The sequence below is a fragment of the Pseudomonas sp. KUIN-1 genome, from assembly GCF_009176725.1.
GTDB classification, from domain to species: domain Bacteria; phylum Pseudomonadota; class Gammaproteobacteria; order Pseudomonadales; family Pseudomonadaceae; genus Aquipseudomonas; species Aquipseudomonas fragariae.
The window spans coordinates 3154432-3175532 of the sequence record NZ_AP020337.1; the positions used below are offsets into that span (position 1 = coordinate 3154432).

Annotated in this window: 15 protein-coding genes; 9 read left to right on the forward strand and 6 right to left on the reverse strand. The window is 57.3% G+C overall.

The window, feature by feature from the left end; genetic code table 11:
• Nucleotides 1–973: 973 nt before the first annotated feature.
• Genes arnB through KUIN1_RS13945 form a run of 8 tightly spaced genes read left to right on the forward strand, consistent with a single transcriptional unit; the run spans nt 974 to nt 9791 of the window.
• Nucleotides 974–2122, forward strand: a complete 1149-nt coding sequence (arnB, locus tag KUIN1_RS13910) for a UDP-4-amino-4-deoxy-L-arabinose aminotransferase (protein ID WP_111522557.1) — start codon at nt 974–976, stop codon at nt 2120–2122.
• The gene (gene arnC / locus KUIN1_RS13915) at nt 2119–3132 is read left to right on the forward strand and encodes an undecaprenyl-phosphate 4-deoxy-4-formamido-L-arabinose transferase (protein WP_024638151.1); all 1014 of its coding nucleotides are present in this window, start codon (nt 2119–2121) and stop codon (nt 3130–3132) included. Before arnB ends, arnC begins: the two co-directional genes overlap by 4 nt.
• The gene (arnA, locus tag KUIN1_RS13920; protein WP_152092049.1) at nt 3129–5123 is read left to right on the forward strand and encodes a bifunctional UDP-4-amino-4-deoxy-L-arabinose formyltransferase/UDP-glucuronic acid oxidase ArnA; all 1995 of its coding nucleotides are present in this window, start codon (nt 3129–3131) and stop codon (nt 5121–5123) included. Before arnC ends, arnA begins: the two co-directional genes overlap by 4 nt.
• Nucleotides 5123–6004, forward strand: coding sequence for a 4-deoxy-4-formamido-L-arabinose-phosphoundecaprenol deformylase (gene arnD, locus KUIN1_RS13925; protein WP_024638149.1), 882 nt, complete (start codon nt 5123–5125; stop codon nt 6002–6004). Before arnA ends, arnD begins: the two co-directional genes overlap by 1 nt.
• Nucleotides 6004–7653, forward strand: a complete 1650-nt coding sequence (gene arnT, locus KUIN1_RS13930; protein ID WP_172980057.1) for a lipid IV(A) 4-amino-4-deoxy-L-arabinosyltransferase — start codon at nt 6004–6006, stop codon at nt 7651–7653. The genes arnD and arnT overlap by 1 nt, the downstream gene beginning before the upstream one ends.
• Nucleotides 7650–7988 carry a 4-amino-4-deoxy-L-arabinose-phosphoundecaprenol flippase subunit ArnE gene (arnE, locus tag KUIN1_RS13935; RefSeq protein ID WP_024642178.1) on the forward strand — a complete coding sequence of 113 codons (339 nt, stop codon included), beginning with the start codon at nt 7650–7652 and terminating at the stop codon, nt 7986–7988. The genes arnT and arnE overlap by 4 nt, the downstream gene beginning before the upstream one ends.
• Before the next feature lie 26 nt (nt 7989–8014).
• Entirely contained in the window at nt 8015–8419 is a 405-nt protein-coding gene (arnF, locus tag KUIN1_RS13940; protein ID WP_024651951.1) for a 4-amino-4-deoxy-L-arabinose-phosphoundecaprenol flippase subunit ArnF, read from the forward strand.
• Nucleotides 8397–9791, forward strand: a complete 1395-nt coding sequence (locus KUIN1_RS13945; protein WP_060406291.1) for a UDP-glucose dehydrogenase family protein — start codon at nt 8397–8399, stop codon at nt 9789–9791. Before arnF ends, KUIN1_RS13945 begins: the two co-directional genes overlap by 23 nt.
• A gap of 20 nt (nt 9792–9811) precedes the next feature.
• Here KUIN1_RS13945 and KUIN1_RS13950 read toward each other — a convergent pair whose 3' ends face one another.
• On the reverse strand, nt 9812–11293 hold the full coding sequence (locus tag KUIN1_RS13950) for an ArnT family glycosyltransferase (protein WP_152092051.1): 1482 nt from the start codon (nt 11291–11293) through the stop codon (nt 9812–9814).
• A 413-nt stretch (nt 11294–11706) separates the two neighbouring features.
• Between KUIN1_RS13950 and KUIN1_RS13955 the strand changes: the two genes are divergently transcribed.
• Nucleotides 11707–14118 (forward strand): RICIN domain-containing protein, encoded by a 2412-nt coding sequence (locus tag KUIN1_RS13955; RefSeq protein ID WP_024651949.1) that lies wholly within the window; start codon nt 11707–11709, stop codon nt 14116–14118.
• Nucleotides 14119–14264: 146 nt separating this feature from the next.
• Here KUIN1_RS13955 and KUIN1_RS13960 read toward each other — a convergent pair whose 3' ends face one another.
• The 5 genes from KUIN1_RS13960 to KUIN1_RS13980 all read right to left on the reverse strand — a co-directional run bounded on the left by KUIN1_RS13960 (nt 14265) and on the right by KUIN1_RS13980 (nt 20953).
• Nucleotides 14265–15284, reverse strand: coding sequence for a hypothetical protein (locus KUIN1_RS13960; RefSeq protein ID WP_003401109.1), 1020 nt, complete (start codon nt 15282–15284; stop codon nt 14265–14267).
• A gap of 421 nt (nt 15285–15705) precedes the next feature.
• On the reverse strand, nt 15706–17310 hold the full coding sequence (locus KUIN1_RS13965; protein WP_096136116.1) for a hybrid sensor histidine kinase/response regulator: 1605 nt from the start codon (nt 17308–17310) through the stop codon (nt 15706–15708).
• A 144-nt stretch (nt 17311–17454) separates the two neighbouring features.
• Nucleotides 17455–18597 (reverse strand): family 1 glycosylhydrolase, encoded by a 1143-nt coding sequence (locus tag KUIN1_RS13970; RefSeq protein WP_152092052.1) that lies wholly within the window; start codon nt 18595–18597, stop codon nt 17455–17457.
• Nucleotides 18598–18599: 2 nt separating this feature from the next.
• Complete coding sequence (gene glf, locus KUIN1_RS13975; protein ID WP_032655755.1) at nt 18600–19781, reverse strand: UDP-galactopyranose mutase; 1182 nt, start codon at nt 19779–19781, stop codon at nt 18600–18602.
• Nucleotides 19769–20953: a glycosyltransferase family 1 protein gene (locus tag KUIN1_RS13980; protein ID WP_024638140.1), complete on the reverse strand. Its 1185-nt coding sequence runs from the start codon at nt 20951–20953 to the stop codon at nt 19769–19771. Before KUIN1_RS13980 ends, glf begins: the two co-directional genes overlap by 13 nt.
• Between the last annotated feature and the right edge of the window lie 148 nt (nt 20954–21101).

A 21101-nucleotide genomic window follows, 5' to 3' on the forward strand; every position in this document is an offset into this window, starting at 1 on the left:
GAAGTTCATGGCGACCAATTTAACATCTCTGGCCGGAACTAGACAGAACGGGGTGTGCCGGTCAGTAGCACTCGCGAGACCGATAATCGAGGAGACATGGGTTATCCGAGCCCACCCTGTGTTCCCACATGCCAAGGCGCTCTGCGCGGCGCTTTGCTTTCATGCACCCACTAAATCTGGCAGTTGCAGTCGAGCAGGTATCGATTTTTAAACCCGTGGTTAAATACTTCTTCTGTACCCGACCCGCACAGGGGGGTGCGAACGGAAGCAAGGTATACAACGTAAATCTTTAACACCCCACAACAACCGGCACGCTTGCGCCGAACTGTCTTGACCCTATAACACGCCCACTCACACCTTGATGTTTGCCTGCGCCAAACTGGCCATTATCAGCAACGTTGCTCTCCGCCACACAGCCCTGTCATACCGCTTGGTTATATATATATCACTTGATAGCACTCGTGCAGTCGTTCCTCTGAGCTGGGATTTACGCGAACGCGCAGCCCCTCGTAAAAGAACCGGGAAAAATGCCGATACTCCCCAATGAAAATGGTCTGCGAGCAACCTGACCGGGGTCAGGTTCGACCCTGCCCAGCAACACAAAACCCGTTTTCGGTCATGAAAACTTCATTAAAAAAACCTGCAACTGCAACACGCATCATCCGCTTTAACTTTTCATGATTATCATGAGCAAGCTGAACTAATGCTGTCTATTCATGACGCGCTCGATGAAACCTGAACGTCAGATTAATAATTCTACATGGACGCTTAACAGCATTGTCGTGCGTTTGAATTTCACCCTACTCTATGATTCGACAGCCTGCCAGGCGATACAAAAAAGCAACAGCGCATGGACATTATTTTCATAGTTGAACGCCTAAGTTCACGGCACTCACGTGCACCTATGTTTGCGCACTCGTCGTGTGATTTTTTTATATTCGGCCCTGCTGCTTCAATCGGAGAGTCTCTGTAAATGAGTCAAACTTTTCTTGCCTTTTCACGGCCGTCCATTGGCGATGAAGAAATTGCTGCAGTGACGCGCGTGCTGCGTTCCGGATGGATCACCACCGGACCGGAATGTCAGAAGCTGGAGGAAGAGTTCGCCGCGCGGGTCGGCGCGCAGCATGCAGTGGCATTGTCTTCGGCCACCGGGGCAATGCACGTTGCGCTGCTGGCGCTGGGTGTAGGGCCTGGCGATGAAGTGATTACGCCGTCGCAAACCTGGGTGTCGACAGCCAATATGATCTGCCTGCTGGGAGCCACTCCGGTGTTTGTCGATGTCGACCGCGACACCCTGATGACCAGCGCCGCGTTGATAGAGCAGGCCATCACTCCGCGGACCAAGGCGATCCTGCCAGTGCATTATGCAGGCGCGGCATTCGATCTTGACCCGCTGTATGCGCTGGCCGACCGGCACGGCATCACCGTGATCGAAGACGCTGCGCATGCTGCCGGCACTGCTTACCAAGGACGCCCGGTCGGCCAGCAGGGCACTGCGATCTTTTCGTTTCACGCGATCAAGAACATGACCTGTGCCGAAGGCGCGATGCTGGTCACCGACAATGCACGGCTGGCTGATCGGGTGCGTCAGCTTAAATTCCATGGCCTGGGTGTCGATGCCTACGATCGCCTGACCCTGGGTCGCAAACCGCAGGCCGAGGTCATGGAGCCTGGCTTCAAATACAACCTGGCCGACATCAATGCGAGCATTGCGCGGGTGCAGTTGCAGCGCCTCGACGCCATCAATGCACAGCGCCAGGCGCTCGCCAGCCATTACCTCGAACGACTGGCCAATAGCCCCGTTCTGCCTCTCGCCCTGCCCCGGTATGCCCAGCAACACGCTTGGCACCTGTTCATTCTGCGCATTGATCCCGAGCGCTGCGGGCTGGATCGCGATGCCTTCATGAAGGCCTTGCAAGCGCGAAATATCGGCACCGGCATCCACTTCATTGCGACCCACCTGCACAGCTATTACCGCAAGCGTTTCCCGGATGTACGCCTGCCCGACACTGAATGGAATTCATCAAGGCTGTGCTCCATACCCCTGTTTCCCGACATGAGCCTCGATGATGTCGAGCGGGTTGTCGGTGCCATTGAATCGACCCTGGAATCCAGCCATTGAAACCGTATCCGATCAAGTTCGTGTCGATCGTCATCCCTGTCTACAACGAACGACAAAGCCTGCCAGAGTTGTTGAGCCGTACTGAAGCGGCCTGCGAACAGCTCGACCACCGCTTCGAAATCGTGCTGGTCGACGATGGCAGCCGCGACGACTCGGCAGACATTCTCCAGCGGGCTGCCGAGCGCGCCGACAGCCCCTTTGTCGCAGTGATCCTGAATCGAAATTACGGTCAGCACGCCGCCATCATGGCCGGATTCGAGCAGTGCCAGGGCGACGTGGTCATCACCCTCGATGCCGACCTGCAGAATCCTCCCGAGGAAATCCCTCGTCTGGTAAAGCTCGCTGAACAGGGGTACGACGTGGTCGGCACGGTGCGCAGCAATCGTCAGGACTCCGCCTGGCGACGCTGGCCCTCGAAACTCATCAACCTGGCCGTGCAGCGCTCCACCGGCGTGGCCATGAACGATTACGGCTGCATGCTGCGCGCATACCGACGCACGATTGTCGACGCCATGCTCGCCTGCCGGGAGCGCAGCACGTTCATTCCGATTCTGGCGAACAGTTTTGCGCGACACACCACCGAGGTGCTGGTCGATCACGCCGAACGCGAGCACGGCGACTCCAAATACAGCCCGATGCGTCTGATCAACCTCATGTTCGACCTGATCACCTGCATGACCACCACGCCCCTGCGCCTGCTCAGCATCATCGGCTTCAGCATGGCGTTGCTCGGTGTCTCGTTCGCGGCGCTGCTGATCGTTCTGCGCCTGATCTTCGGCGCGTCATGGGCCGGGGACGGCATGTTCGTGCTGTTTGCCGTGCTGTTCGTATTCACCGGCGGGCAGTTCATCGGCATGGGACTGCTGGGTGAATACCTGGGCCGGATGTACAGCGATGTGCGTGCGCGTCCGCGGTTCTTCATCGAAAAAATCGTGCGCAGCTCGTCACCGGTTGCCACCGACAGCATTGATTCCTCTGTAACTCCCTATATGAACAAGGTCGCGCCATGAGCACTAAAGCTGTCGTTTTCGCTTATCACGATATTGGCTGTGTCGGCCTGCAAGCGTTGCTGGATGCAGGCTATGAGATTGCGGCGGTGTTCACCCATGCCGACGACCCCAAAGAAAAAACCTTTTTTGGCTCCGTGGCGCAGCTGTGCGCCCGGCACGGCATTGCGGTGCATGCCCCCGAGGACCCGAATCACCCGCTATGGGTAGAGCGCATCGGCAAACTGGCGCCGGACTTCATTTTCTCCTTCTACTATCGCCAGTTACTCGGCGATTCGTTGCTGGCCTGCGCGAAAAAAGCTGCACTGAACCTGCATGGCTCGCTGCTTCCGCGTTATCGCGGACGCGCGCCGGCCAACTGGGTGCTGGTCAACGGCGAAAGCGAAACCGGCGTTACCCTGCATCAGATGGTCAAACGCGCCGATGCCGGGCCGATAGTCGCCCAGCAGCGGGTCTCGATCAGTGCCACCGATACCGCCTTGACGCTGCATGGCAAATTGCGTGACGCCGCCGCTGACCTGCTCTGCGAGACACTGCCCCTGCTGGCGGCGCAAGGGCAACTGCCAGCGACGCCCCAGGATGAATCGCGTGCGACGTATTTCGGTCGGCGCACCCCGGCCGACGGTTTGATCGACTGGTCGCTGCCAGCCACTCAGCTCTATAACCTGATCCGCGCGGTAACACAGCCCTACCCTGGCGCGTTTTGCCCGGTCGGCGACAACAAGCTGATTGTCTGGTCTGCCAGCGTGGACACGAGCAGCAATGGCGAGGCGCCCGGCACGGTCATCAGTCACGAGCCGTTGCGTATTGCCTGTGGTGAGGGTTCGCTGGTCATCACCGCAGGGCAACGCGGTGACAACGGCTTGTACCTCAGTGGTGAGCAACTGGCACGCGAATTCGGGCTGGTAGCAGGCTCGCAACTGCTCGATAAGGCAAAGCGCCGGTCGGTTCGTCGTACCCGCGTGTTGATCCTCGGCGTCAACGGTTTCATCGGCAACCACCTGTCCGAGCGTCTGCTGCAGGATGACCGGTACGAAATCTACGGCATGGATATCGGCTCGGACGCCATCGAGCGCTTGCGTGCCAAGCCGAACTTTCACTTCATCGAAGGTGACATCAGCATCCACACCGAGTGGATCGAATACCACATCAAAAAGTGCGATGTTGTGCTGCCGCTGGTGGCTATCGCCACGCCGATTGAATACACGCGCAATCCACTGCGGGTCTTCGAGCTGGATTTCGAAGAGAACCTGAAGATCGTCCGCTACTGCGTGAAGTACAACAAGCGTGTGATTTTCCCGTCCACGTCCGAAGTCTATGGCATGTGCCAGGACGCAAACTTCAACGAGGACACCTCCAACCTGATCGTTGGCCCGATCAACAAGCAGCGCTGGATCTACTCGGTGTCCAAGCAACTGCTGGACCGGGTGATCTGGGCCTACGGGCAGAAAGGCCTGCAATTCACCCTGTTTCGCCCGTTCAACTGGATGGGACCGCGTCTGGACCGTCTGGATTCGGCGCGCATTGGCAGTTCGCGGGCCATTACCCAACTGATCCTGCACCTGGTCGAAGGCACGCCCATTCGCCTGGTGGACGGCGGCGCCCAGAAGCGCTGTTTCACCGATATCGTCGACGGCATCGAAGCGCTGGCGCGGATCATCGAAAACCGCGATGGGCGCTGTAACGGACAGATCATCAACATCGGCAACCCCGACAACGAAGCCAGCATCCGTCAATTGGGTGAAGAGCTGCTTCGCCAGTTCGAGGCCCATCCGTTGCGCGGCCATTTCCCGCCTTTCGCGGGCTTTCGTGAAGTCGAAAGCCAGTCCTTCTATGGCAAGGGCTATCAGGATGTCAGCCATCGCACGCCGAGCATCGACAACGCCAAAAAGCTGATTGGCTGGACGCCGGGTATCGAGCTGAGCGAAACCATCGGCAAAACCCTGGATTTCTTTCTGCGCGAAGCCATGGCTGAAAAAGCGGATCAGTGCTGATGCAGGCAGGCCTGAGAATCGATGTCGACACGTACCGGGGCACCCTTGAGGGCGTGCCCAGGCTGCTGGACATACTCGACGAAGCGCAGGTCAAGGCGACCTTCTTTTTCAGTGTCGGCCCCGACAACATGGGGCGCCATCTGTGGCGCCTGGTAAGGCCCACGTTCTTCTGGAAGATGCTTCGCTCCAACGCGGCGAGCCTGTATGGCTGGGATATTCTGCTGGCCGGCACCGCATGGCCGGGCAAACCGATCGGCCGGGACCTCGGCCCGCTGATGCGTCGCGCGCTGGATGCCGGTCACGAAATCGGCCTGCATGCCTGGGATCATCATGGCTGGCAAGCCAATGCCGGACACTGGAGCGACAGACAGTTGACCGCCCAGATACACCGCGGCGTCGATTGCCTGAGCGACATCCTCGGCCACCCGGTGGTCTGCTCTGCGGCGGCAGGCTGGCGCGCCGACCAGCGCGTCGTGCAGGCCAAAGAGGCGTTTGGCTTTCGTTACAACAGTGACTGCCGCGGCGCCAGCCTGTTTCGCCCATTGCTGGCCGACGGCAGCCTCGGTACCGCTCAGATTCCGGTGGACTTGCCGACCTTCGATGAAGTAATCGGCCCGCACCTGAAGCCGGATGCGTTCAACGACTACATTCTCGGCCGCTTCGCTGCACGACAGCTCAACGTCTACACCCTTCACGCCGAAGTGGAAGGGATCATCATGGCCGACGGTTTCAGGCAACTGTTAAAGCGGGCCAATACCCAGGGCATCCACTTCGCGCCGTTGGGCCATCTGCTGCCCGATGCTATCGAACGGTTGCCTTCCGGGCATATCGTTCGCGGCCACCTGCCCGGCCGCGAAGGCTGGCTGGGGGTGCAGCAGTGATGCACGTCAGGCATCGTCATCTTGTACTGCTGTTATTGGCGTTCGTGCTGGCTTATCTGCTGCCGCTGGGCTTTCACGGCCTGTGGATTCCCGATGAAACCCGCTATGCGCAGATCAGCCAGGAAATGCTCTACAGCGGCAACTGGATTGCGCCGCACTTCATGGGGCTGCGTTACTTCGAAAAACCGGCTGCCGGTTACTGGCTGATTGCACTCGGGCAGCAGGTCTTTGGCGAGAACCTGTTCGGCGTGCGCATTGTGTCGGCACTGGCCAGCGGCTTGAGCGTGCTGCTGGCCTATCTGCTGGCCGGCAAGATCTGGAACGACCCGCGCAAGCAGTTCGCCAGCGCCTTGCTGTTCATGAGCTTCGGCTTTGTCGCCGGCCAAGCGGGTTACGCCAATCTTGATCCGCAATTCACCTTCTGGACCAACGTGACACTGCTGGCATTCTGGTACGCCGTGCACAGCGTCCGTCGAGCGCGTCTGGTGGCATGGGCGTTAGTCGGCGTGGCCTGCGGGATAGGGTTCATGACCAAGGGCTTTCTCGCCTGGGCACTGCCCGTCATCATCGCCCTGCCCTACATGCTGTGCCAGCGACGCCTGGCCGAGTTGCTCAGATTCGGCCCGCTCGCGGTATTGATTGCCATCGCCGTCTGCCTGCCGTGGGCACTGGCGATCCACGAGCAGGAGCCCGACTACTGGCGTTACTTCTTCTGGCACGAGCATATTCGCCGCTTTGCCGGGGACAATGCCCAGCATGCCCAGCCCTGGTGGTTCTATATGCCATTGCTGGTGGCGGCCTGTGTGCCGTGGGCACTGCTGCTGCCGCTAACACTGAAACAGGCATGGCAGGAAAAAAGCCGCCCTGACATTGCCTTTTTGCTGCTGTGGCTGCTGCTGCCACTGGCGTTTCTGAGCCTGAGCAAAGGCAAATTGCCGACCTACATACTGCCGTGCCTGCTGCCGTTGGCGCTGCTGATGGCCAACACTCTGGTCGAGCGCCTCGATCGAGGCCACAGCACAGCGTTGCGCGCGAACGGAATATTCAACGCGACCGTCACTTTTCTTGGGCTTGTGGCGTTGATCTACCTGCAACTCAAGCAGCCCGTCTACGAAAACGAACCGATGCATCTGTCACTGGCGGTCATCGTGCTTCTCGGATGGACACTCGCCAACGCCCTGCAAGGCTTGCGCCCGCTGACATTCTGGGCCACACCGGCACTGGGCAGCTGGTTGCTGATCGCATTGCTGCCCGCAGCACTGCCAAACGATGTGATCAACAACAAGACTCCCGACCCGTTCGTGGTCACGCACCAGGCCGAACTGGCGGGCTGCACGCAGTTGCTGAGCAACGATCTGGGCGCTGCCTCGGCATTGGCGTGGCGCCTGAAACGACCTGATGTTGCACTGTTCAACACCTGGGGCGAGCTGGAGTACGGCCTGGGCTACCCGGATGTGCAGGGCCGTGAGGTCCGCCTGCAGAACATCGATGCCTGGATGAAGAACGCCCGCAGCCAAGGCCGGGTCGGCGTCATCATGCGAGGCAAGAGCGATGAGGAACTGAAAGAGCTCGAAAGTCTTCCCAAGGATGGTCAGCGCTATGACGAAGGCAACCTGGCCATCCTCGTTTACGAGAAGTCCGCATCGTGACCTGGCTGATGCTGGCAAGCGCATGCCTGCTGACCTGCCTGGGCCAGATCGCGCAGAAGTACGCGGTACAAGACTGGCGTGGCGCATTTCCCGGCGTGTTTGCAGCGCTGCGCTCGCTATGGCTGGCGCTGGCCTGCCTTGGGTCGGGCCTGCTGGTCTGGCTGCTGGTGTTGCAACGCCTGGACGTTGGCATCGCGTATCCGATGCTGGGTGTTAACTTCGTGCTGATCACGCTGGCAGGTCGCTATGTGTTCAACGAGCCGGTTGACGTACAGCACTGGCTGGGTATTGCGCTGATTCTTGTCGGGGTATTTCAGCTGGGACGCCAGGCGTGACCCACCGCCGGGCAACCCTGTGCGCCATGGCCAGTGTGGCGCTGGTCAGCGCGGCGCAACTGGGCATGCGCTGGAGCATGAGCCGCCTGCCCTCGCCCGTTCAATGGCTCGAAATGCAGGAACATGCGCAGCTTGATCTCAGCGCCCTGAGGGTCGTCTGCGCCTCGATCACCGCTTACGCGCTCTCCATGCTTTTCTGGCTACTGGCCCTTCGGGTCTTGCCCCTGAGCCGTGCCTATTCGCTGCTCAGTATCAGCTACGCGCTGGTTTATACGCTCGCCGCAGCGCTGCCATTTTTCCACGAGACGTTCACGGTATCGAAAACTGTGGGTGTCAGCCTGATCGTGGCAGGTGTCTTGACCATCAACCTCCGGCGCATTCCCCGGCCATCACCTCAGGATCTTTCCCATGAAAATCAGCGTTTTCGGTAGCGGATATGTCGGCCTGGTACAAGCGACCGTGCTCGCCGAAGTCGGCCACGATGTGGTCTGCATGGACATCGATCAGGCCAAAATCGACCAGTTGCGTCAGGGCCAGGTGCATATCTACGAACCTGGCCTGGCCAATCTGGTACGTGAAAACCTCGACCAGCAGCGTCTGTGCTTCACCACCGACGAGCAGCTGGCAGTGGAACATGCCGAGGTCCTGTTCATTGCGGTCGGCACGCCGTCCCGAGCCGATGGCTCCGCCGACCTGAGCGGCTTTTTCGCGGTGGGCGAAGCCATCGCCCGGCATCGACGCGAACCGCTGATCATCGTCGAGAAGTCCACCGTGCCGGTCGGCAGTGGCGACGCCTTGCGCAGCCACATCGACAAGGCGCTGCGTCAGGCGGGCCGGCTGTTGCAGTTCGATATCGTCTCCAATCCGGAATTTCTCAAGGAGGGCTCAGCGGTCAACGATTGCCGGCGCCCGGACCGTATCGTCATCGGCTGCGAAAATGAAGCGGTGCGCAACGTCATGCGCGAGCTGTATGCACCGTTCAACCGCAATCATGAGCGGATCATGTTCATGGACCTGCGCAGCGCCGAACTGACCAAGTACGCCGCCAACTGCATGCTGGCAACCAAGATCAGCTTCATCAACCAGATCGCCGAACTGGCCGAGCATCTGGGCGCGGACGTCGAGTCGGTGCGGTTGGGCATTGGCGCCGACTCACGCATCGGTTACGACTTCATCTACCCCGGTTGCGGTTACGGCGGTTCGTGTTTTGGCAAAGACATCCGTGCGTTGATTCACAGCGCCCGGGAGGCCCATTGCTCCAACGATCTGCTGTCGGTGGTCGAGGCGATCAACGAACGGCAGAAGAACAAACTCTTCGAGCGGGTCAACGCGTTCTATCAGGGCGACCTGCGCGGCAAGACCTTTGCCCTGTGGGGGCTGGCGTTCAAACCCAACACCGACGACATGCGCGATGCCCCCAGCCGCGTGCTCATGGAAGCGTTATGGGAGGCTGGTGCCAGCGTGCGGGCGTTCGACCCCGAGGCCATGCAGGAAACCCAGCGCATTTATGGCCATCGCAAGGACCTGATGCTCATGGGCACGCCAGAGTCGGCGCTCAATGAAGCCGATGCATTGATCGTCTGCACCGAATGGCAACAGTTCAAAGCTCCGGATTTCGAGTTGATCCAGCAGCGGCTGAGCGCACCAGTCATCTTCGACGGGCGCAATCTGTACGACACCGAACGACTGGCAAAACGCGGCTTCCACTACTTCCCCATCGGGCGTGGCGAGTCATGCGATCTGCCAATCCCGCAAAAACAGTGGACGGCCTGTAATCCGCTTGTCAGCAGCCAGGTTGTGTAACGGCCCTGCTCCGGTGGCCGTCAGTTGCCGACGGTCGCTGGACCCTGAGTAACGAAATAGTAGATACGCTCGCCGACCTTGACGCTGTCGACCATTCGCAAGGGTGGTTCGGGAGGCTGCAGGCGTTCCATGAGCGCCACATTGCCGTCGGCACGGGTCAGAAAGGTGCTCAATTCAGCACTGGACGTGAACGTGTCCAGCAAGCTCTGGCTGTAGAACACGCTGGCCCCTGCCAGCCGTTCGCTGGGCTGAAACAAGACGACATGCCGCCCCTGGACCTGCAGAGCATGAACCTTGTCGGTCAGCGGCAGGAACGACAACTGCCGGTCCGCTCGCGGTTCCAGCCACATGGCTGCGCCGAGATACCCCGTCACGATCAACACCGCCCCGGCAACCGTCATCGCCCGTCGGTTTCGTAGCACAAACGCTGCAGATGCAGAGCCTTGCGAGCGTGCCTTGATGCGCTCGCCCAACACAAAGGCATATTCCGCCGCGATGACTGCCGCCGCCGGGGCCAGTGACATCAGATAAACCATGCGTTTACTCGAGGCCAGCGACAATAGCAGGAACTGCGCGATCAGCCACAGGCTGAAAAACAGCAGGTAACGATTGGCCAGCAGCTGTTTACGGAAATGCCACAGCCCCAGATAGACGAGCACATTCCACGGCAAAAACGCTTCAGGCAGTTTGCTCAGGTAATAATGCACGGGCTCGTAATGCCCTGCCTCTTCGAACGAACCACTAAAGCGTCCGACACTGTTGGTCCAGAGCACGTCCTTCAACGACTGCGTACCGCCCTGCCCGTATAGAAAGCACAGCCATACCAGCAAAGGCACCAAAGCCAGGACGGTGAACATCGCCGGGCGTAGCCAGTGGACGGGAACAATGCGTTTGCTCTGCACCGACTCGCACACCAGCCAGGCGAAAATGACCACACCCGGCATCGCGAGGCCCAGCACACCCTTGCTCAGGGTTGCCAGCGCGATCCCCACTACGAAGAGCAGCCAGGCCCCTGCGGGAAATCCGTCGCTGCGCAAACGCTGACTGGCGTGAAAGAACCCCAGTAGCGCCATGCTCACACCCAGCGCCAGCAACGCGTCCTCGCCCACCTGCCGCGAATTGCTCCAGAAGCTGGCTTGGGTCGCGAGCATGAATGCAGCCACCCACGCCACGGAGGCAGGTCGCCCGAAGCGACGCAGCATGCTGTACAGCAGCAACACGCTGAACAGCCCCGCACAGGCGGACGCGAGCCTGACCGCCCAGGGAGTCGCACCGAACGCCCCGATGGACGCAGCGTCGAGCCAGACGCTCATCGGCGGCTTTTCCAGGAACGGTTGATCGTTCAGTTTCGGAGTGACCCAGTTGCCACTCAGGTGCATTTCCATGGCAATGCCCGCCACGCGGGGTTCTGTCGAGTTTTGTAATTGGTGATTGCCCAACGCGAGGAAAAACAGCATTGCACCCAGCAACAACAGCAACGGTGAAAGCACACGAGAAGTCATCAAGGTAGGTACCGGGTTGACGGGGGGGCAAGCAAAGAAGCGAATCGGTCTGGCGAAGTATAAGTCGCCAATTGTTGAAGAATTGTTAACCGGCGGCACACCAGACAGCCACTCAACGCTTGTTTAAAAGCTCGGCAAAAAGTCGGCCGTGAACGCCTGACCTGGCGCAGACTCCCCGTGGCCCAGAACGCATCCGACATGCAGGATGCGACCGGTGATCGGGCCCAATAAATCTCTTCGCAGGTCTACTAATCTTACAGATAAGCCAGCCTGATGCAGGTCATGCCTAAGCGTGACCTGGCCGTGTTGGTCAACCCTGTGTTAACCGCGAACTTTTAGTTCAGAAATAGTTATAGGGCAAACAAAATACTGACGGCGCAAGGGATGCGCCGACACAAGCAACAGGGAGAGTTATGAAAACAATGCCGGCTTTCACGTACGTGTTTTTCCTGGGTTTTTTCCATTCAAACGCCTTTTCTACGGAGATGAATCCTTATGAGCAGATCATCAGCATTGCGCAAGGTGAGCAGGTCTGTTTAACCCTCGACAGTGATTTAAGTTCTGTCTCACTGCAAAAGTGTGTCAACACCGATTATCAACAATGGATCTTTGTGTCATCAGGGTCCATGCTGTACCTAAAAAACAAGGCGTTAGGCGGATCAACGCAGGCCATGTGTTTATCAGCGTCGAATCCACGTCACGTCAGCATGAAAACCTGTGCCAGCGCCGACAGCAACGACTATCAATCCTTGCGACTCTGGAGCAGAGACGGCGACCATACCAGCGTGTTATCAAATAAATACATCAAGGATTTAGGCTTTGATAACTACCTGCTCAGTGATGGAAGCGGGCAGTTGGTATTTGGCCCTGCAGAGGGAGCTTCATCACACTGGACAATCACCCAACCTCTTTACGAAGAAATCATCAGTACAGTGAATGGCCCGGACGCCTGTTTAACACTGGCGGGTGACATGACCAGTGTGGCACTGCAAAAGTGCCTGGGGAGGGACAGTCAGCAATGGACTTTTACGCCCAAGGAAAAAAGGCTTTATGTAAAAAACAAACTGCTGTCCACATCAGCGCAAGAAATGTGTTTGTTTGCGGCGAATGCCAACAGCGTAAAAATGGCCGCGTGTGCCAGCGCGGGCAGTCATGATTATCAGTCCAGGCGACTGTGGAATCGGGACGGCAACAACCCCAGTCAGCTGTCAAACAAATATATCAGTGATCTGGGAATGGCTAACTACCTACAAATCAATGCCAGCGAACAGTTGATATTGGGTGGCAAAGAACAAGGCTCGGCGAGCTGGAGTATCGCCAAGCGTTATGGTTACATCAGGAACGTTGAAAAAGGGCAGGAAACGTGCCTCGCGTTGTCTGCAGATGAAGTCAGCGTCGAGTTTTCTCCCTGTAAAAGTGTGCCCGGCCAAGACTGGCGAATGTCCGTCATCGTACCGGGGTATGACAAATTGACCAATCGCGCGCTGCTGGACAGGGATACAGAAAAGTGCTTAGGGTCAACTAGTAAAATGATCAACTGCCAAGGTACCGGGTATACCTCGGAGCGTTCCTGGAGTTACAACAGGAACTTCATTCCCCTCATAGAAGGGTTTGTACTGGCCAATAAATATCGCAACGACCTTGTCGGTGATAACGAAGTTCTGGGCTTTGCAGGTAACACCATCCAGATGGTGCCGGAGTCACGGTCGAAGGCAGTGACATGGAACTTTGAATTGGCAGTACCCAAGATCCCCAGACGCCCCATCGTAGGCGATAGAAAAGTTCTCCTGCTGCACACCCGATACAGTGACAAGCCAGAAACCGACTTCGAGGCCACCAGGGAGGCCTTCTTCGGAGCGCCTGGTGATAACACATCATTTGTCAACGCGGTCTCTTTTTCCTCCGGCGATCATCTGAAGTTCATCGGGGATGCGGTGACCGGTCTAGACCTGGGCCCAAGACCTTCAGGTTGCCCGTCCACTGAACTGAGGAACAAAGCGATAGAACTCGCACGCGACAAGGGAACTGACAGGGATAATTACGATTATGTCGCCGTTGAGATTCCTTCTACTTCGTGCTCCTGGGGTGGGCTTGCTGCGATGCCGGGCTGGTGGGCCATGGGAAATAATTCGGGCCACAAGCCATGGATGTGGCAACACGAATTCGGTCATAGCCTCGGCGGACCTCATGCGACCTCGCTGGAGCGCTGCCCTTACAATAGTCGGGAAGTTGTGCAAATCGGCGCCAGTGGGTGCGCAGTCACTAATAGCGCTGACCCTTCGGATACCCTGAATGGTGGGGGGTCACGTCTTTACCCCATTCCTTATTTGTACTACGCGGGCTGGCTCACTGATGACCAATTTCCTGAAGTGATGAAAAATGGCACCTATAACATTGCCCCCTTGTTCAGAGCGGCGGATCCCGAAGTGGTCAAAGGCTTACGCCTGTTTCGTAGCGATGGCAGTTATCTCACGCTGGAATTCCGCAAGCCTTCACCCGGCTTTGAAAACTGGCCAACTGACGATCCATTTGTCAATGGTGTGATTGTGAGAATCGCTCGTTTTAATGGCAACTCCGTCTCCAACACGCTCGTGGACACAACGCCATCAGGCATACATGGCATGAATGACGCTCCGTTGCGGCAAGGTGGGTCGGCAGACGACGTTTTATCCGGGAAGCGAATCAGAGTGACCCATGCCGATGACACGGGGGCTACCGTTGAAATCAACGATATTCCTGGTAGCTCTTTGGCAGAACGCTTGCTCTTTGAACGCTCTTTTAATAAGCAGATTGCAGAACAGGATGATGAGGTGGTGGAAGATTGAGGATTTGCCGAAAGGTAACCTCAATCAAAAAATGTCGACTGCATCAGTATCAACTGCACGCCATCAATCACCTGCATCATGAATAAAAACGGGGAGCGATCAACGCTCCCCGTCTGGTGCTTCCGTTCAAGTCTTATTGCAGTGAATCAGACCGCAGCAACAACCTTGGCTGGCGGCTGAGTGCGACGACCCAGTACGCCTGCACCCGCAGCTACCAGACCCGAGATCACCAGCGTGATCAGCAGAATCCAGGCACCTTGCGAAACACGCTTGGCGGTCACTTCAGCCGCTTCGCGGGCTTTCTGTTCGGCCTGAGCTTTCAGTTCCTGATACTTGGCATACGCCTGACGGTAGCTGGCCTGAGCTTGATCGACGATCTGGTTGGCTTCGGCGTCAGTCTTGTTGCCACGCGCCTTGATCAGATTGACCAGCGCCTGACGGTCAGCGGCGTCCCACGCCTGGTCGCCTTTGGCTTTGATGCGATCCATCAGGCCGCTCAATTGCTCGTCAGCTTGCTGAGGGTTCTGCGCGCTCTGCTTGGCAGTATTCTGCGCATCTTGCTGAGTCGCTTGCGCTTCCTGCTTGACGTTGTCAGGGTTCAGCTCGGGCTTGCCGGTCTGACGCATGGCTGTTTCGATTTCGCCCTGGATATCGTCCAGATTGAAATCAATGCCTTGGGCGCGCAATTGATCCTGAATCTTGCTGCCAACGGCCGGAGCCACCTGTGCGATACCGCTGCCCAGTGCCGACATGCCGCTGCCTGCCAGGTTAAGGCCGCCGCGCACGACGCCGGTCACTGCGCTGGAGACCAGATAAACAGTGATCAGCGAGACGCTCGCCCACACCAGCAGGCCATGAAACGCACCTTCGCGCTGCGCCAGACGTCCAGCGGCCCAGCCGCCGACGAACAGCGAGATCACCGAGCTGACCACGACCCAGATACCGGCGCCCGTACCAATGCCGGACAACGGATTGGCTTCCTGCATGGGGTCGATACTGGCACTTCCGATTGCCGTACCCAACAGGTTCAGCAACAGCGAAACAACCATGGCCAGAACAACACCGGCCAGAATCGCACTCCAGGAGATTCGTTTAAGCAGCGGAGCCGCTGCATGAGTTTCGTGGTACACGGGGGCACCTGGGGCGATACGGTCGTCGCGAATCATAGTCATAGTCCTTTGAGTCATTGGCAGTAAACGCACACATGTGTGGCGTACACATCAATGACCCAAACGACGTTCAAGAAGTTTAAAACTTTTATAGACTTTTTTTCAGGCTGGGCCCAACACAATAGAACTGTATTGATACTGACGCACATCAAGGGAACGTAGCCTTTGCCCTATGTTCCAAGCGATTTACACACTTTTTGTTTTATTAGGCTGTTTGCTCTAACTATTGGGAGTTGTGTGATGTCCGTCAATAACAGACGGGAATTAACCGACTGCCCGCCTTTTTGAATACCGACACTCACTGGCTATACGCAACACTCACAAGTGTGTGCGCAGGTATCGTAATAAAAACAGCGCCAAACAGCATGAAGGCCCGACTGAGAACAGGCAGGCCTTCATGTGTTCATTGTCAGTATCGTCAGGCGATACCGTTCGGCCCGTCGAGGACCTGCCTGACCTTCCTGGCGAGGTCCTGCGGCATGCAGGGCTTGGACACCACCTCAAACTCGGAGCCGCCAATGTCGGTTCGCTCGATCGAGCTCTCAGCGTAGCCGGTGGTCAACAGCACCTTGACCTTCGGGTACCGACGCCTGACTTCCCGCGCGAGCATCACACCGTTCATCCCGCCCGGCATGATCAGGTCAGTGAACAGCAAGTCATACGTGGCGCCGGCCTCGAAGCGCTTCAGTGCCTCCCGGGCATTGAGGACAATTTCCGACACATAGCCGTAATCATCCAGCACCATCTTCGCCAGTTCTGCCACATCAGGACGATCTTCCACGATCAGGATCCGCTCGGAACTGCCAATGCGCCGTTCCGAGGCTTTCGGCGGATCGTTTTTGCTCAGGACGGCTTCGTCTACCGGGAAATACAGGCGCAGCGTGGTGCCGACACCTTCTTCGGTATAAATACGCGCCGCACCACCCGACTGTTTGGCAAAGCCGTAGACCATCGACAGGCCGAGCCCGGAGCCCTTGCCTTCTTCCTTGGTGGTAAAAAACGGGTCCATTACCCGATCACGGATACTCGCAGGCATGCCAATGCCATTGTCCGTGACCGCAATAGAGACATAACGGCCAGGTAACAGGCCGTCATAGGACATATTGGCCAGCTCATCGACGACCAGGTTACGGGTTTCGATGAATATCTTGGGGTTGAGCCTGCCAATCAGCGCGTCCCGGGCGTTGATGAAAATGTTCAGCAAGGCAACTTCTGCCTGGGTCGGATCAATACGGCAGTTCTTCAGCGCCGGATCCAGATCGGTTTCGATAATCACTTCCGGGCCAAAAGTACGCTCGATCAGCGGTTCTGTCGTGGAGACCAGACCATTAAGATTGAGGACTCGCCCCTGCAGTTTCTGTTTACGGGCAAACGCCAGCAATTGCTTGGTCAACGTACTGGCGCGTTCGACGGCAGACTTGGCGTGATGAACACTGCGCTGGACACGCTGCACATCAATGACGGGTTTCTCTGCCGCACTGCCGATCAGATCAATATAACCGCCCATCACTTGCAGCAGGTTATTGAAGTCGTGCGCGATGCCACCGGTAAGCTGCCCCAGCGCTTCCATCTTCTGTGCCTGACGCAATGCTTCTTCGGCATCTCGACGGCGACTGATGTCCAGTTGCGATGCAAAAAAATAAATAAGCTCGCCTGCGTCGTTATAGACCGGAGAAATAAACAGGGCATTCCAGAACGAGGAGCCGTCTTTACGGTAGTTGAGAATTTCAGTGGAGATATCGACGCGCTGGTCAATTGCATCGCGAATCGACTGCACCGCCGTCCGATCAGTGTCAGGCCCTTGAAGAAATCGGCAGTTGCTGCCGATGATTTCCTCTGACGCATAGCCGGTCATTTCCAGAAATGCCCGGTTGGCAAAGATGATGGGATTGTCCGGGCGATTGGGGTCCGTCACGATCATCGGCATCCGTGTCGTTTCTACCGCCGCGAAAAAGATATCTTTCCCCTGATGCTTGATATCTCCCGTCGCCGCATTGTCGACCCGGGTTTTATTTTCCGACACTCCAGAAACTCCAAGACTGTTTATTGGGCTATTGCGCCTGCTCTCTAATGGCTAGGACTGGCGCAGCCTCAAAAGGGTTCTCAGGTATCTGACAAAAATCGAATTATATTCATTTGAGGGGTCACGCACTCCCGAAACGCTTACTCAAACGGCAGGTTTTCCATTCTTTTCTCGAATGAGAGCCGCCAATTCAAGCGTGTTGTCGCGCAACGCCACCTGCAAAGGGTCAAAGATCGCCCGCGTACCCTGCCCGTCTGCATAACCCAGCAGCCCCGCCGGACAGTGTCGGCCGTCATCCCAGCCCGGATAATCGAGAACGGGATACCAGCAGATACCTTGCACAGGTACGCCGGCCCTCAACGCCTTGCCGACCTCGGCACAAACGTAATTGAACCAGGGCAGACGCTGAACGCCTTCCGCACCGGTTTCAGAAATCAATATCGGTCTGCCGTATCGCCCGTGCAACTCGCTCAACATGCCCTGAAAAGGCCTGTACTGCGGATCGTCGTGCTTAAGTTTATGGCCATTGAGCTGCCATTGATTATGCGGATAAAAGTTGACGCCCAGGATATCCAGATACTCGGGGCGGCCGCCCAGCCCAGGCCATTGCCGTCCGGATAAAAGATCCCAGGCTTCGAACTGCGCCAGCCGATAGCGCTCTGCTGCCGCAGCATCTCCGCTGCCACGTGTCGCCGGTACTACATGAATCAATGGCTCGGCCTGAATAAAACGCGCGTTGGGCTCTATCATGCGTATCGCGTCTATTGCCGCAATACTGGCCCGGACCAGTTGATGCTTGAGTTCCATGCCGCGCTGCTCACTACCGGGGTTGAAATAAGCCATGTCGCCCCCGGCCCAACTCCAGAACGAAATCTCATTGATCGGCGAATAGAAAGGTACGGTCTCCCCTTCGTCCTTGACGCGCTGAGCCACCGCAGCGGCAAAACGCGCAAAGTGCTCGACAAACTGCGGCCGCCAGACATCCAGATGATCAGGGTAACCGTAATGGCACAAGTCCCAGATGACCTGGGTGCCCTGATGCCGCGCGGCTCGCAACATGGGCAGAAAACTGCTCCAGTCGTAACAACCTGGGCGGGCTTCAATCAGATGCCAGCGCAGACCGTCACGTACAGTACGCATTCCGCACTCAGCCACTGTGGCAAAATCTTCCTGCGTCCAGCGGTCGTGCCCGGTGGAGTGAAGCAGGTCGAGTCGCACACCGTCACCTCGTCGATGGCTGGCGCACTCGAATCCGCCGATGAAAAAACTGTCGAACAGACCGCCCATGCTCAACCTCGCGCAGGCTGTTCAATCGGTTCGGGAGGTTGCTCAGGGAAGTCATGGGCCAGCCGCTGGTACAACGCCAACGCCTGGCCCACGACCTGGTCCATGTTGTAATACTTGTAGGTGCCCAGCCGCCCAAGGAAAGTGACTTCATCCGACTGATCGGCCAATGCTTTGTAACGCTTGTACAACTCGGCATTTTCGGGTCGGGGAATGGGGTAATAAGGGTCGCCCTCGGCACTTGGAAACTCGTAGCTGAGACTGGTTCTGGCGTGCAGTTGACCGGTAAGGTGCTTGTATTCGGTGATGCGCGTATGAGGGACTGCCTCATCCGGGTAGTTGATCACCGCCACCGATTGAAACTGCGCCTGATCAACGGTCTTGTGCTCGAAACGCAACGATCGATACGGAAGACGGCCGTAGCAATAACCGAAGTATTCATCGATCGGCCCGCAATAGATCAAATGCGAATACTTCACCGCCTTGCGCACATCGGCAAAATCGACCCCCAGTACGGTATCGATAAGCGGGTGGTTGAGTATCTGTTCAAACATGTGCGTGTAGCCATGCAGCGGCATTTTCTGAAAAGTGTCCGTGAAGTAACGACTGTCCGAGTTGGTACGGGTAGGTACTCGGGCGGTGACCGACCGGTCCAGTTGCGAGGGGTCCAGCCCCCATTGTTTGCGGGTATAGCCACGGAAAAACTTCTTGTACAGCTCCCGACCAATCTGACTGATCACAACATCTTCGGAGGTTCTTATCGTCTCGACAGGCTCGGCGCGGCTGGCAAGAAACGCTTCGGCTTCTTGTTCATTCATCTGCAAGCCGTACAGGCTGTTGAGCGTATCGAGGTTGATCGGAACAGGCAGCAGTTGGTTGTCTACGCTGGCGAGCACACGGTGTTCGTAATCGCGCCATTCGGTAAATCGTGAAAGGTATTCCACAATCCGCTCAGCGTTGGTGTGGAATATATGGGGCCCGTATTGATGAACCAACACCCCGGCACTGTCCAGGTGATCGTAAGCATTACCCGCGATATGTGGACGTCGGTCGATCAACAAAACGCGCTTGCTCGATCCCGCCGCCAGCCTTTCCGCCAACACACTGCCTGCAAAACCTGCACCGACGATCAGAAAGTCATAGGGCGTCTTTTCACGCGCGGCTGATTCAAGATTTATCCGAGGCATTCGATGTGCTCCCCGATGGCCACCAGGGCGATTTGCGCCTTCATGGCCGCGCACGTGTTGTCCCAGGACTCGCCAACCAGCAATGCGTCAACTTTGCGAAGAAAATCGATAGTACCTTTGTGCGCCAGGGCCTCTTGAATCGCGCGCACAAACCCGTCGGCGTCATCGGCAATGGCCACAACACCCGACTCACCATACGCTCTGACAACATCGGCAATCCGGGTTGATACCACCGGGCAGCCGCCAGCCAGGTATTCCGGCGTCTTGGTCGGGCTGATAAAGCGTGTGGAGTCGTTCAGCGCAAATGGCATCAACGCAACGTCCCAGCCCGACAGATAGGCTGGCAAGTCGTCATAGGACTTGCTGCCTAGATAATGGACGTTGGCCAAATGCGGCAGGCTTGCCGGGTCGATTTTCACCACGGGGCCGATCAAGACGATTTGCCAGTGCGGCTGCAACTCGGCCAGTTGCTGAATCAGCCCGATATCAAAACGTTCGTCAATGACGCCGAAAAAGCCAAGTCTTGGATAGGGAATGTACTGTTGATCCTCAGGGTCAGACTGCCCGCTGCGAGCGGCTGCAAAATGCCCGACATCGACGCTGCTGGGCATGGCGTGCACATTTGCATGCTGCAGACGCTTGGTCTCCCATAGGCTGAAGCCGCCAGTAAACACAACATCTGCGCGCTTCATCAAGGCTTTTTCCTGTTCGACAAGCTCTGGCGGCGCACCTTTGAACGCAGACAATTCGTCCATGCAATCGAAGATCGTCACGTGCGCGCTGAGGTGGTCGGTAAACGCCAGGCTCATCGGGGTGAAATACCACAACAGCAACTCACCGAAGTGTTGTGCATCGATAAAACGATTCAGTAATGCGCGCTGTGCAGTGATCACCTCATCAGGCTGCATTTTCCGGGGCAGGTGCGGCACCAGTACCGTGACACCGCACGCTTGCGGAAGCTGTTCAAGCCGGATATCAGGGGAGTCCGACAGAACAGGCTCCTCAAGAAACACCACCTGATAATCCTGCGCCATTCGCGACATGATGTGCTGAGGACGCTGATAGACAAACCCCCATCGCAGATGGGACAGGCACAGCAGTAAAGGCCTGATGGCAGCCTCGACTCTGGTTAAGGCCGACGTCTCGGATTGAATCGTTTGAACACCGTTCATAGAGTTTTCCCTTCTGTTAAAAAGTCCTGGATGAAACTGAAGGGCTCTGAAAAGGGCTGAACTTCGACGGCATTCATGATGAGGATAGGCAGTGGCGGCTGTTGCGTACATGGAACAATCACATGCATGGAGCAACCATAGACCGGCT